The sequence below is a fragment of the Chromobacterium haemolyticum genome, from assembly GCF_002081825.1.
In the GTDB taxonomy this organism is placed as follows: Bacteria; Pseudomonadota; Gammaproteobacteria; order Burkholderiales; family Chromobacteriaceae; genus Chromobacterium; species Chromobacterium fluminis.
Genome location: NZ_MUKU01000023.1, coordinates 19,425 through 32,034 on the forward strand (window position 1 = coordinate 19,425; position 12,610 = coordinate 32,034).

The 12,610-nt window shown below is 61.4% G+C and carries 14 protein-coding genes; 8 read left to right on the forward strand and 6 right to left on the reverse strand.

From position 1 onward, the window contains the following. Window positions 1–6 precede the first annotated feature (6 nt). Window positions 7–561, forward strand: coding sequence for an REP-associated tyrosine transposase (locus tag B0T39_RS16340; protein WP_081548398.1), 555 nt, complete (start codon window positions 7–9; stop codon window positions 559–561). Window positions 562–1,017: 456 nt separating this feature from the next. On the opposite strand, the gene B0T39_RS16345 is transcribed toward B0T39_RS16340, so the two are convergent. Further along, window positions 1,018–1,425, reverse strand: coding sequence for a hypothetical protein (locus B0T39_RS16345; protein WP_081548400.1), 408 nt, complete (start codon window positions 1,423–1,425; stop codon window positions 1,018–1,020). Window positions 1,426–1,741: 316 nt separating this feature from the next. Here B0T39_RS16345 and B0T39_RS16350 point away from each other — a divergent pair, with 316 nt between their 5' ends. Together B0T39_RS16350 and B0T39_RS16355 are read left to right on the forward strand one after the other, a co-directional pair. After that, entirely contained in the window at window positions 1,742–2,011 is a 270-nt protein-coding gene (locus B0T39_RS16350) for a hypothetical protein (RefSeq protein WP_081548402.1), read from the forward strand. Window positions 2,012–2,450: 439 nt separating this feature from the next. Continuing rightward, window positions 2,451–2,789 (forward strand): DUF1484 family protein, encoded by a 339-nt coding sequence (locus B0T39_RS16355; protein ID WP_081548404.1) that lies wholly within the window; start codon window positions 2,451–2,453, stop codon window positions 2,787–2,789. A gap of 228 nt (window positions 2,790–3,017) precedes the next feature. Here the strand turns inward: B0T39_RS16355 and B0T39_RS16360 are convergent, their stop codons facing one another. From B0T39_RS16360 to B0T39_RS16370, 3 genes are all read right to left on the reverse strand, one after another. Then, window positions 3,018–3,485, reverse strand: a complete 468-nt coding sequence (locus tag B0T39_RS16360; protein WP_166453384.1) for a DUF1842 domain-containing protein — start codon at window positions 3,483–3,485, stop codon at window positions 3,018–3,020. Between the two features lie 247 nt (window positions 3,486–3,732). Continuing rightward, complete coding sequence (locus B0T39_RS16365) at window positions 3,733–4,260, reverse strand: RDD family protein (RefSeq protein WP_081548408.1); 528 nt, start codon at window positions 4,258–4,260, stop codon at window positions 3,733–3,735. Window positions 4,261–4,262: 2 nt separating this feature from the next. Next, window positions 4,263–4,808 (reverse strand): gamma carbonic anhydrase family protein, encoded by a 546-nt coding sequence (locus tag B0T39_RS16370; protein WP_081548410.1) that lies wholly within the window; start codon window positions 4,806–4,808, stop codon window positions 4,263–4,265. Window positions 4,809–4,867: 59 nt separating this feature from the next. On the opposite strand from B0T39_RS16370, the gene B0T39_RS16375 reads away from it, so the two are divergent. Next, the gene (locus B0T39_RS16375; protein ID WP_081548435.1) at window positions 4,868–6,901 is read left to right on the forward strand and encodes a M3 family metallopeptidase; all 2,034 of its coding nucleotides are present in this window, start codon (window positions 4,868–4,870) and stop codon (window positions 6,899–6,901) included. Window positions 6,902–7,111: 210 nt separating this feature from the next. Here B0T39_RS16375 and B0T39_RS25685 read toward each other — a convergent pair whose 3' ends face one another. Further along, the gene (locus B0T39_RS25685) at window positions 7,112–7,288 is read right to left on the reverse strand and encodes a hypothetical protein (protein ID WP_176219578.1); all 177 of its coding nucleotides are present in this window, start codon (window positions 7,286–7,288) and stop codon (window positions 7,112–7,114) included. A 220-nt stretch (window positions 7,289–7,508) separates the two neighbouring features. Between B0T39_RS25685 and xth the strand changes: the two genes are divergently transcribed. The 4 genes from xth to B0T39_RS16395 all read left to right on the forward strand — a co-directional run bounded on the left by xth (window position 7,509) and on the right by B0T39_RS16395 (window position 11,150). Beyond that, window positions 7,509–8,282, forward strand: coding sequence for an exodeoxyribonuclease III (gene xth, locus B0T39_RS16380; RefSeq protein ID WP_081548437.1), 774 nt, complete (start codon window positions 7,509–7,511; stop codon window positions 8,280–8,282). Window positions 8,283–8,407: 125 nt separating this feature from the next. Continuing rightward, window positions 8,408–9,115, forward strand: coding sequence for a rhodoquinone biosynthesis methyltransferase RquA (gene rquA / locus B0T39_RS16385; RefSeq protein WP_081548439.1), 708 nt, complete (start codon window positions 8,408–8,410; stop codon window positions 9,113–9,115). 157 nt (window positions 9,116–9,272) lie between these two features. Continuing rightward, complete coding sequence (locus tag B0T39_RS26260; protein ID WP_176219579.1) at window positions 9,273–9,809, forward strand: acid-shock protein; 537 nt, start codon at window positions 9,273–9,275, stop codon at window positions 9,807–9,809. A gap of 213 nt (window positions 9,810–10,022) precedes the next feature. After that, on the forward strand, window positions 10,023–11,150 hold the full coding sequence (locus B0T39_RS16395) for a pyridoxal-phosphate-dependent aminotransferase family protein (RefSeq protein ID WP_081548441.1): 1,128 nt from the start codon (window positions 10,023–10,025) through the stop codon (window positions 11,148–11,150). Between the two features lie 112 nt (window positions 11,151–11,262). Here B0T39_RS16395 and B0T39_RS16400 read toward each other — a convergent pair whose 3' ends face one another. Further along, window positions 11,263–12,045, reverse strand: a complete 783-nt coding sequence (locus B0T39_RS16400) for a ferredoxin--NADP reductase (protein ID WP_019104206.1) — start codon at window positions 12,043–12,045, stop codon at window positions 11,263–11,265. Between the last annotated feature and the right edge of the window lie 565 nt (window positions 12,046–12,610).

Here is a 12,610-nt window from a genome sequence, read left to right on the forward strand (position 1 = left end):
GAGTCCATGTCCAATTATCGACGCGACCGCAGCGCCGGCGGCAGCTGGTTCTTCACCGTCAACTTGGCTGATAGGCGGCAGCGTTTGCTGCTCGACCATGTTGAGGTCCTGCGTGAAGCTTTTCGTTATACCTTGCGCCGCCATCCCTTCCGGGTTGAGGCCATCGTGATCATGCCCGACCACCTGCATACGGTGTGGACTCTGCCGGCTGCTGACGTGGATTACCCCCTGCGTTGGCGTTTGATCAAAACCATGTTTACCCGATCATTGCCGGCGCTAGAGCGGATCTCCGCTTCGCGCCGTGGCAAGGGCGAGCGACATGTCTGGCAGCGGCGTTATTGGGAGCACCGTTTGCGGGATGAGCAAGACTTTGCCCGCCATATCGATTACATCCACAACAACCCGCTCAAACATGGCTACGTTTCCACACTTGCGGACTGGCCATGGTCTTCCTTCCATCGTTACGTGAGGCATGGTGTGTTGCCGGAAGATTGGGCCGGGGGAGATGGCGAGGGCGCCGAGTTTGGGGAGCGGGGGGATTCGATCACAAGGAGTGAGTAGATAGACCCAGCTTCCGTATGGTTGCGCTCCATCCTCGCCACTGCGAGTGGTGCATAGGGTGGGCGGAGAATCAGCAATCAAACAGGCCGGCGGCATGGAGTGCGTTTCCGCGTGGGTATCGCTTCGCTCCACCCACCCTACGGCGAGCTGAGCGTAGGGTGGGCGGAGCCGCAGGCGATGCCCGCCAATGATCAGAAATCAAACAGGCCAGTGATGTCGAGCACGTTTCCGCGTGGGTACCGCTTCGCTCCACCCAGCCTACGGCGAGTGGCGTGTAGGGTGGGCGGAGAATCAGCAATCAAACAGGCCGGCGGCATGGAGTGCGTTTCCGCGTGGGTATCGCTTCGCTCCACCCACCCTACGGCGAGCGGCGTGTAGGGTGGGTGGAGCCGCAGGCGATACCCACCAATGGCTGTCATCTCAAACAGGCTGATGAGCTGGGGGCATGGCGGTCGCTCACGGTTGGTTGTAGCTGTACTCGATGCCGTTGATCGTGGACTTGAAGCCGTAGCGCGGGAAGGCCGGGTTCGGCTTCTTGGCGAGGTAGGCGTCCGCCAGCGCCTCGGCCGCCTGGCGATAGAACTTGGTCTGGTTCTTGTTGTACCAAGGGTCGTCGTGGGGATTGGGGCTGAATTTGTAGCTCTGGTCCCGGCCGCTGGCGATGTAAATGCGGATGCCGCGCGCGCCGGGGCCGGAGCCGCCGCTCTTTTGCTCCACGTAGTTGAAGGTGATGCCGCTGTTTTTGTAATTGGGCAGGCTGCCGCTGATGTTGGCCGCCAGCGCGCCGCCGGCGGTCAGAGACAGTGCGCTGACGGCAAGCAAAGCCGCGACGCGGCGGAACAGGAAGTTGAGTGGGGGATGCATGGCGCTCCTTCGAATAATGGTTGAGAACCGTCGGCAAGCGGGCGGCCTTGCCGGCGAGGCGTTAGCGTCGTGAAATGGCGCTTAAATGTCGCCTATTTATACAAATGGCAATTATCTTTCGTTTTTTAATGTCATTTGGATTGTGAAGATAGGCGAGCGCGAGGCTATCAGCAAGCGCCGCATGCCAGTCCTTAATACCGGGCCGGGCAAGCGGCGATGGCGTGCCTGAGCGGGACAGAGGCGCTTGGATGGCGGCCCGCCGTCTCTGGCCTATGCTGAGAAAGAGGCATGGGCGTCGTGAGAAAGCGGGTTTGAAATGGAAGAACGCGACTTGGTGAGCAGCGCCATCCCCATGGCGCAACTCAAGCTGGAACTGCGGCCGAACGGCGTTTTGCGGATTGCGGTGTACGAGCTTGACGATGAGGAGCCGTTTTTCGTTTACGAGGCCAGCGATGACTTCGATCCCGAGGCGGTGCTGAGCGTCGCGGAAAGGCGGCTGGACCCGGTGCGGCTGGCCGTCTTCAAGCATGTGTTCTTCCCGGCTCAGGACGATGTCGAGGATGGCCGGGAAGAGGGCGAAGGGTAAAGGACTCCCGCGCCCCTTCGTTCATTGCAGGCCAACACCCCGCCAGGCGGGGTGTTGATTTTTACGCCGACCGCCATGGTTTTGACCCTGATGAACCGGCAAGTACAATCTTGGCCGTGTCGTTCAATTGGCGGAGCCGGATTTGGCGACCTAAATGTATTAATTCCTCTGTCGAGAGTGGTTGTCTCGCATCTATTTAAAGCAACGTAGTTGTGTTTCTTATGGCAGGCAGTGGCAGGGAGACCTTGATGGTCTGCCGGTTCTCAGTGCGCCGGTTCGCTAACCCTGTCACGTGCCTGCCGTATCCGCTTAGCGACGGATATCAGGCGTTAACGTTAGCACTGGAGACCGCCATGTTTACGTTGTTACGCCCCCTCCCGCATTTCCCTTTTTTCTTCTGGTTATGTCGTGTTTCTTTCCGTTCTTTGGAGATCCGGCCATGACTGCGCTGCCGCTTGCCGCTCCCTCCCAGAACCCGCGCCGGGAGCTGGCCCGTACCTTGAGTCGTCTGCATCAGATGCGGATGGAGCACGAGAGCCTGGCCTTGATCGACACCCAACTGGCCTGGCTGGAACACGCGATCGGTGAAATCGACGATGTCATGGACCACGTCATCCAATGCAAACAGGCCCTGGCCTTGCTGCTGCAGCTGTTGAGCCTGAGCGGGCAGGCGCAATTGTCGGGCCGTACGCTGTGGGCCTTGCTGGAGCCGGTGCAGCGCCGGCTGGCCGAGGCTTGTCATGCGCTGGACGATCAGTTCGACCGGCCGCGAGCCTGAGCCAGCGTCAAGACGCCCAAAGCCCGCCTGGGGGCGGGCTTTGGGTACTGATGGATGGCCCGGTCCCGGAACCGGGCGCATGCGCTTAGAACCTGTTTACGATCAGCTGCGCGTTGGCGATACGGCGTTGAAACCCGCTTCGAAATGCTCATGTACCACTCGTACATTCCGCTTTCTCAGCCGTTTTCACCTTGTCTCGCCTTAGCTCGCGAGATCGTAAACCTGTTCTTAGCGCAGGTTCAACGCTTTGATCGCGTTGTTGATTTCATCCGCCAGGCGCACTTCCTGACCCAGCTGCTCGTGCCATTGCTGGTTCTGGAAGAAGGCGTAGCGCGCCTTGGAGTTGTTGCCGGCTTGCCAGCCGTCTTTCAGTTGACCGTCGAAGAAGAACTGTTCCAGCAGCGCGTGGCCGGCGGCGTGGGCCTGGTTTTGCGCGTGCTGATCGTGTAGGCGCGGCGCGCCCACCAGATGCAGTTCGATGTCGCGGCCTTGCTCTTCATAGCGGCCTTGGATCGGATGCTCGAACACCAGCGGCTGCAGCGTGGCATGGGTGATGGTGGCGCGGCCGGTGATGTGGCGCGACGGGGTGTATACGGTCAGGTCCAGCCGCAGGTTCAGGCCGCCCGCCTGGCCGGGTTTGTTGACGTTGTAGCTGACGATGAACAGGCCGGATTTTTGATCGCGATCGATAGTCATGTTTGGACTCCTTGAGATCAATAACATCAGATGAGAAGTGTGAACGTCCGGTGGGACGTCCAGGCCCAATGGCGATGTGCAAGCTGCGGCGGTAACCGCTGCTGCCCTGTAGTTATATAACCTTTGATTTTATTTTCAGCCGTACTTAATGGCAGTTGGAAATAAGGAGGGGATGGGGCTTGCGCGCGGGGCTAGGGAGGGGAGGGGAAGAAAAGCGCGCCGCCGGGGCTGGCGGCGCGAGGGAAAATCAGGCTTGTTGCTCAAAGCGCACAGGCTGTTTGCCCAGGCGCTTGGGCCGCACCACCACGGTGCCGGCGATCTTGTCGTGCCAACCCTGTTTGCGGGCGTCCACGCCTACCCAGATCAGGCCCAGGAAGAAGGGGAAGCTGGACACGAAGTAGCCGAGGTAGCGCAGCGCCGCCTGTCCCGGCGTCATCGGCGCGCCGGTTTTGGCGTCCACGATGCGAGCGCCCAGCAGCATCTTGCCCGGCGTGCTGCTCTTGAACCACCAGAAAGCCAGCACTGCCGCTGCGGGCAGTACCCAGTTGATCATCAGGCCGGCCAGCGGGCTCAACTCGAAGCGGCCTTGCATCATGAAGGCCTGCATCATCCAGCCGTCGCCGCTTTCCGCCATGCGGCTGCTTTCGCCGCCGCCGCTGGCCAGCAGCCAGATCGCCGGCGCCAGCACCAGGCACAGCAGCAGGGTGTCGACCAGACTGGCCAGCACCCGCAGCCAGAAGCCGACGTATTCCAGTTCTTCCGCGCCGTCTTGCATCTTCAGTTCTCCAGATTGGGTTTGTGCTTGGCCGCCACGCGCAGGTAGTGTTCGGCGGAGTATTGGAAGTAGGCCAGTTCTTTGTCGGTCAGCGGCCGTGCCTGCTTGACCGGGTTGCCCAGGTAAAGATAGCCGGACTCCAGCCGCTTGCCCGGCGGCACCAGGCTGCCGGCGCCGATCAGCACCCGCGGTTCTATCACCGCGCGGTCCAGCACGATGCTGCCGATGCCGACCAGCACTTCGTCGCCTATGGTGCAGCCGTGCAAGGTGACGTGGTGGCCGATGGTGACATTGCGGCCTATCACCAGCGGCGCGCCAACCGGGTCCGCGGCGCTTTTGTGGCTGACGTGCAGCATGGCGAAATCCTGAATGTTGGAGTTCTCGCCTATGCTGATGGCGTTGACGTCGCCGCGGATCACGGCGTAGGGCCAGACCGACGCGCCTTCCGCCAACGAGACTTCGCCGATGACCACCGCCGCCGGGTCGATGTAGCAGCTGTCGTGGATTTGCGGCTGATGCCCGTCATAAGGGCGGATATTGCTTTTCATCGGTCTGTCCTCATCTGAAATCGGGTAAAGTTTCCATCATACCCCCACAGGATGCCAATATGAGCCAGAACCCCTTGCTGGACTTTTCCGGACTGACCCGTTTCGCCGAGATCAAGCCGGAGCACATTTCCCCCGCCATCGATGAATTGCTGTCCGCCGCGCGCGCCGCGGTGGCGCGGCTGACCGCGGAGCAGGGCGCGCCCAGCTGGGAAAGCTTCGTCGATCCGCTGACCGACGCCACCGAGCACCTGGGCCGCGCCTGGGGCGTGGTGGGCCATCTGAACGCGGTGGTGAACACGCCGGAGCTGCGCGAGGCCTACAACAGCAATATCCCGAGAATTTCCGAGTTCTGGACCGAGATGGGCCAGAACCTGGACTTGTTCGCCCGCTTCAAGGCGTTGGCGGCCAGCCCGGAACACGCGGATTACAGCGCGGCGCGCAAGAAGATCGTGTCCAACGATCTGCGTGATTTCCGCCTGTCCGGCGCGGAATTGCCGCAGGCGGAAAAAGAGCGTTTCGCCGCCATTCAGACGCGCTTGGCCGAGCTGTCCGCCAAGTTCGAGCAGAACGTGCTGGACGCCACCGACGCCTTCAGCCTGTACATCGAGGACAAGGCCGAGCTGTCCGGTGTGCCCGAGGATTCGTTGGAACTGTTCGCCGCCGCCGCGGCCGGCGACGACAAGAGCGGCTACAAGATCACCTTGCAGTTCCCGTTCTATTTCCCGGTGTTGCAGTACGCGGACAACCGCGCGCTGCGCGAAAAGCTGTACCAGGCCAATGTACAGCGCGCATCGGAGTTCGGCCCGTCCGAACGCGACAACAGCCCCATCATCCGTGAAAAGCTGAAACTGGCGCGCGAGGAAGCCCAGTTGCTGGGCTTCGCCAACTTCGCCGAACTGTCCTTGTTCACCAAGATGGCGGAAAGCCCGGAACAGGTCATCGCCTTCCTGCGCGATCTGGCCGCGCGCGCCAAACCGTTCGCGGTCAAGGACCGCCAGGAACTGGAAGCCTTCGCCGCCGCGGAACTGGGCCTGGCCAAGCTGGAAGCCTGGGATCTGGCTTACGCCGCGGAAAAGCTGCGCGTGGCGCGTTACGCCTTCTCCGAGCAGGAGGTCAAACAGTACTTCCCGGAAAGCAAGGTGCTGCCCGGCCTGTTCGGCGTGGTGTCCACGCTGTTCGGCGTGGACGTGCGCCCGAGCAGCGCGCCGGTCTGGCATCCGGACGTGCGCTTCTTCGACATCCATAAGGACGGCCAGTTGGTCGGCAGCTTCTATTTCGACCTGTACGCCCGCGACGGCAAGCGTTCCGGCGCCTGGATGGACGACGCGCGCGGCCGCCGCAGCAAGAGCGGCCAGGTGCAGACGCCTATCGCCTACCTGACCTGCAACTTCACCCGTCCGGTGGGCGACAAGCCGGCGCTGTTCACCCATGATGAAGTGATCACCTTGTTCCACGAGTTCGGCCACGGTCTGCACCATATGCTGACCCGCGTCGACGAACTGGGCGTGGCCGGCATCAACGGCGTGGAATGGGACGCGGTGGAGTTACCCAGCCAGTTCCTGGAGAATTTCGCCTGGGAATGGGACGTGGTGCAGGGCATGACTAGCCACGTGGACAGCGGCGCGACCTTGCCGCGCGAGCTGTTCGACAAAATGCTGGCGGCCAAGAACTTCCAGAGCGGCATGGCTACGGTGCGCCAGCTGGAGTTCGCGTTGTTCGACCTGCAGCTGTACAGCGTCTTCGACGCCGACAAGGGCGATTGGCTGGCCTTGTTGGACGAGGTGCGTCGCGAGGTGGCGGTGAATTTCCCGCCGGCCTACAACCGCTTCCCCAATAGCTTCAGCCACATCTTCGCTGGTGGCTATTCGGCCGGCTATTACAGCTACAAGTGGGCGGAAGTGCTGTCCGCGGACGCCTACGCGGCTTTCGAGGAGGCCGGCGGCGCCAATGCGGACACCGGCAAGCGCTTCTGGGACGAGATCCTGGCGGTGGGCGGCAGTCGTCCGGCGCTGGAGTCCTTCCGCGCTTTCCGCGGCCGCGATCCGCAGATCGACGCCTTGCTGCGCCATTCCGGCATGGTGGAAACAGTTTGAAACGACCGTTTTATGCCGGGGGAAAAATATTCCGGCTTTTGTCGGAACTCTTGTGAAGCGCCGCGGCTCTAATTTTTTGCTCAGTGGGTTATCTCCAGAGCAGCAAGCGAGCCAGACGCATATCAGGGTAGATTGATATAGTGTCTATTGCGCGCCTCCGTGTAGACGGAGGCGCCTTTTTTTTGCCGCGGATCGCGCGGCTAAAAAGATTTAGTCGTCCCGCTCTGGTTTGGCGGGCGGCGTCAGCGGCTGCAGGGTGTGGCGGTGCTGGAAGGTAGGGGTCCGCATCGAGAACGGCGGGGTCAACGGCGCCAGACGAGGGCGGTTGGGATTGCGCGTCGGGCATAATGCCTGTTGCACATCGTGCTGCTTGTGCTTGATAGTCAAGAACTTGCTCCGGTTACAACGACGCTTTCGATCATAGGCCGGCGTTCCGAGCCTTGGCAAATTCCCGTTGTCCGGCTGTTGTTTATTTGTTTAAACACTTTTGTTTAATCAAGCATCAAATAATCGACGTCGGCGACTGTCGCCGCCCAAAGCTTGGCAGTGCCGCGCGCTGCGGTTATGGTGTCGGCCTTTGCATGAAAAACATTTGGAGAGCCCGCCGATGCGTTTTGCCACCTGGAACGTCAATTCCCTCAAGGTCCGCCTGCCGCAGGTGATCCAATGGCTGTCGGACAGCCCGGTGGACGTGCTCTGCCTGCAAGAACTGAAAATGGATCAGGATGTGTTTCCGCTGACCGAGATCGAAGCGGCCGGCTATCGCGCCGCCTGGTTCGGCCAGAAAACCTACAACGGCGTGGCCATTCTGGTGCGCGCGCCGCTGGAGCTGGAAGACGTGGTGCTCGGCATCCCCGATTACGGCGACGAGCAGCGCCGGGTGATCGCCGCCACAGTGAACGGCATCCGGGTGATCTGCGGCTATTTCGTCAACGGCGAGGCGGTGGATTCGCCCAAGTATCCGTACAAGCTGGAATGGCTGGCCAATCTGGAGCGCTATGTCGCCGCCGAGTTGCAGCGCCATCCGCAGTTGCTGCTGTTGGGCGACTACAATATCGCCCCGGAAGACCGCGATGTGTACGACCCGGAAAGCTGGCACGAGCAAGTGTTGTGCAGCACGCCGGAGCGCGAATCCTTCCGCCGTCTGATCGCGTTGGGCCTGAGCGACAGCTTCCGACTGTTCAATCAGGAGGAGAAGCAATACAGCTGGTGGGATTACCGCGCGATGATGTTCCGTCGCAACAAGGGCGTGCGCATCGACCACATCCTGGTCAGCGACGCGCTGAAGCCGCGCGCGCTGGACTGCGTGATCGACAAGGCGCCGCGCAAATGGGAGCGGCCGTCCGACCACTCTCCGGTGGTGCTGACGCTAGCGGATTGAGCGTTTCCACTATTCTAAAGGCCGGCGGCAGCCGGCCTATCCGCCAGCTTTCTTGGCTTGCCTCAAAAATATTGCCGGCCGGTTTTGCTAGTCTGGAGCTTTCCTGCTTTTCAGATGGCTGCGCGATGACCCAAAACCACCCCAAACTGCCGGTAGACCCGTATTACGAGGGCGTGCCGGAATATATGACCCAGGTATACGACTGGGCTTACGTCAACCCGCGCAAGGCCGGCTGGCTGGATCGCAACCTGGTGGTGCGCGTCTTGCTGTTCTTCAACGATCAAAGACTGATGCGCGCCTACCTGGAGCAGATCCGGCCCGGCGACAAGGTGTGGCAGGTGGCTCACGTCTACGGCGACCTGGTGCAGCGAGCCGCGGACCGGGCGGGCAAGGACGGGCGCTTCGTGCTCACCGACATCACCCCGGTGCAGATAGAGCACGCCGAGCGCAAGCTGCGAGATCGCCCTCAGGCCGCGGTGGTGCGCGCCAACGCCGGCAATTACCGGCTGGAGTCCGACGATTTCAACCTGATTTGCAGTTTCTTCCTGCTGCACGAGGTGCCGGATCATCTGAAGCGCGCCATCGTCGACAATATGCTGTCGCAAGTGCCGTCCGGCGGCCGCGCGGTTTTCGTCGACTACCATAGGCCCAAGCCGTGGCAGCCGATAGGCTGGCTGCTCAAATGGGTGAACCGCGTGTTGGAGCCGTTCGCCGAGGCCTTGTGGAACCAGGAGATTCGCGACTACGCGCAAGAGGCGGACGGTTTCGACTGGAGCAAGCGCACCTTGTTTGGCGGGGTGTATCAGGTGACGATCGCGAAGAGGAAGCCTTGAGGACATGCCGTACTTGACGTTACACGGGCTTACAAGCGACTAACAGACCCAGGGCGGGGGCAGGGCTAGGATACGTCTCAAGGAAGCGCCGAATCCGGCGCGATGTGATCGGTGAACGGGAGCCCAAGGCTCCCAAGCCTGAAACTGGAGATGCATCATGAACAAACTGACTCTGCTTGCCCTGACCGCCGCTTTCGGCCTGAGCTCCGCCGCTGGTTTCGCCGCCGAAACCGCCAAGCCGGCCGCTTCCGCTCCGGTAGCCAAAATGGCGCCGGCCGCCAAAAAAGCTGAAAAGCACCCGGCCAAGATCCACCATGCCAAGAAAGGCGAAAAGGTAGCCGCTTCCGCTCCGGCGCAAAAAGCCCAGGCCGCCAAGGCTGAAGCCTCCGCTCCGGCCAAGGCCAAACACGCCGCCAAGAAGCCGCACGCCAAGCATGCGAAGAAGGCCGCTTCCTCCGCTGCTCAGAAAGCTCAGGCCGCCAAGGCCGAAGCTTCCGCTCCGGCCAAGGCCAAGCACGCTGCTAAAAAGCCGCACGCCAAGCACGCTAAAAAAGTAGCTTCCGCCCCGGCGCAAAAAGCCCAGGCCGCCAAGACCGAAGCCTCCGCTCCGGCCAAGAAAGTGGAGAAAAAGGCCGCTCAACACAAGAAGCACGCCGGCAAGGCCAAGAAGGCCGCTGCATCGGCTGCCAAATAAACCGGACTCCGCGTCTGGCTCGCTAAAAAAATAGGCCCCTCAGGGAGGCCAAGACTCAAAGGAGGCTTCGGCCTCCTTTTTCTTTGTGAACGGGACCGCCGCCAGGACAGGCGCGCCCGACGGCCTTATGCTGTTACACTCAAGTGCTTCGATGCTGGCCGCATGCCCCGGCGTTGAAACCGCCTTCGTTCATTTCGCGCTTAAGGAGCTTCCATGTTAGCCGCCCCGCAAGTTTCCGCCTTCCTGCCGCCGCGCCGCATTCTGATGGGGCCGGGCCCATCCGACGTTTATCCGGAAGTGCTGGCCGCCCAGGCCCGCCCCACCGTCGGCCATCTGGACCCGCTGTTCGTCGGCATGATGGACGAGGTGAAAAGCCTGCTGCAATACGCGTTCCAGACGGCAAACCCGATGACGGTGGCGCTGTCGGCGCCGGGTTCGGCCGGCATGGAGGCCTGCTTCGTCAATCTGGTGGAGCCGGGCGAGAAAGTCATCGTCTGCCGCAACGGCGTGTTCGGCGAGCGCATGCGCCAGAACGTGGTGCGGCTGGGCGCGGTGCCGGTGTTGGTGGACAGCCCCTGGGGCCAGCCGGTGGACCCGGACGCGGTGGAGAGTGCGCTGAAAGCCAACCCGGACGCGCGTTTCCTGGCTTTTGTCCACGCCGAAACCTCCACCGGCGCGCTGTCCGACGCCAAGACGCTGTGCGCGCTAGCCAAGCGTCACGGCTGCCTGAGCATCGTCGACGCGGTGACTTCGCTAGGCGGGGTGGAACTGCGGGTGGACGAATGGGGCGTGGACGCGGTGTATTCCGGCAGCCAAAAGTGCCTGTCCTGCGTGCCCGGCCTGTCGCCGCTGTCGTTCTCGCCGGCGGCGGTGGACAAGCTGCAGGCGCGGCAAAGCCCGGTGCCCAGTTGGTTTCTGGACCAGACCCTGGTGATGGCCTATTGGGGCGGCGGCAAGCGCAGCTACCATCACACCGCGCCGGTGAACGCCTTGTACGCGTTGCATGAGTCCTTGCGCCAGCTGGCCGGCGAGGGCCTAGAGGCGGCCTGGCAGCGCCATCGCGATATGCATCTGATTCTGCGCGACGGCTTGGAAAAGCTGGGACTGAAGTTCGTGGTGGACGCCGCGGCGCGCTTGCCGCAGTTGAACGCGGTCTATATTCCCGAAGGCATAGACGACGCCGCCGCGCGCAATCGTCTGTTGCAGGAGTACAACCTGGAGATAGGCGGCGGCCTGGGCGATTTGGCCGGCAAGGCCTGGCGCATCGGCCTGATGGGTTACGGCGCGCGCCGCGAGAACGTGGCCTTGTGTCTGAAAGCGCTGGAGAGCGTGTTGAAATAAGCGTTCGCTCCCTGTCCGGCGGGCGCAGTGGGACAGAGCGTCAGCCGTTGGAATAGAAAAACGCCATCCATGAAGGATGGCGTTTTTATTGCGGCGGGAGCCCGGCTTCGGCTTATTTTTCGACGAAGGCGCGTTCAATCGCGTAGTCGGCCGGCTCGCCCATGCGCGGCGATTCCTTGAAGCCCATGCCGTTCAGGATCTCGCACAGGTCGTGCAGCATGGACGGGCTGCCGCAGATCAGCGCGCGGTCGTGTTCCGGATTCATTTGCGGCAGGCCGATGTCGGCGCACAACTTGCCGCTGGTGATCAGATCGGTCAGCCGGCCCTGATTGCGGAACGGTTCGCGAGTTACGGTCGGGTAGTAGATCAGTTTTTCGCGAACCATCTCGCCGAAGAATTCGTTTTCCGGCAGTTCTTTGGTGATGTAGTCGTGGTAGCCCAGCTCGCTGACCCAGCGTACGCCATGGGTCAAAATCACCTTGTCGTAGCGCTCGTACACGTCCGGATCTTTGATGATGGACATGAAGGGGGCGAGGCCGGTGCCGGTGGACAGCAGGTAGAGGTTCTTGCCGGGCAGCAGATTGTCCTGCACCAGGGTGCCGGTGGGCTTCTTGCTGATCATCACGGTGTCGCCCACTTTCAGGTGCTGCAGGCGGGAGGTCAGCGGGCCGTCCTGAACCTTGATGCTGTAGAACTCCATGTGTTCTTCGTAGTTGGAGCTAACGATGGAGTAGGCGCGCATCAGCGGCTTGCCGTTGACTTCCAGGCCTATCATCACGAACTGGCCGTTGATGAAGCGCAGGCCGGCGTCGCGGGTGCAGGTGAAGCTGAACAGGGTGTCGTTCCAGTGATGGACGGACAGGACCTTTTCGGAGGTCAGGTTAGGAGAGGACATAAGGTTTGCTGCTCGCTAATTTATGAAGTAGAAGCTCGAAAAATATTGGGGCCGATTTTAACCGGTTTGTCGCTTCGCCGCTCGCTCTTGCTGGGAAAACCCGGCGCGAGCGACGTTAAATTCAATTGGAACAGCATGTTAACCGACATTGCCGTCGCAGCCGAACGATTGTTTTCTGATGTGTTTATCGCTGCGCGTTATTTGCCGATTCGCCATAACGAAAGAGGGCGTCACCATGGCGGGACGCCCTCTTGGACAACATAACAGAGAAATACTGTGCGCTTTACCCTTGCTGGCTTCACTACCACTGCTACTGCCGCAAGGCCGTTACCAAAGAGCGGGCTGTCCAAGACAGCTCAATGACGTTGCCGTGTTGAGGCGGAGCCATCATCATGACGGGCTGCCGCGCATGTGTCCTTGATGGACATCACAGAAAGACCAACCGCTTCTTTCTTAATGGGCAAATCGACAAACGGTAATCTCAAGTTTGCTAACTCTGAATTTGGCGGACCGGCCCGGCCGGGACTGCTGATGCTCCGTCTTGGAGGCTGGCTTGGCGTTGCGG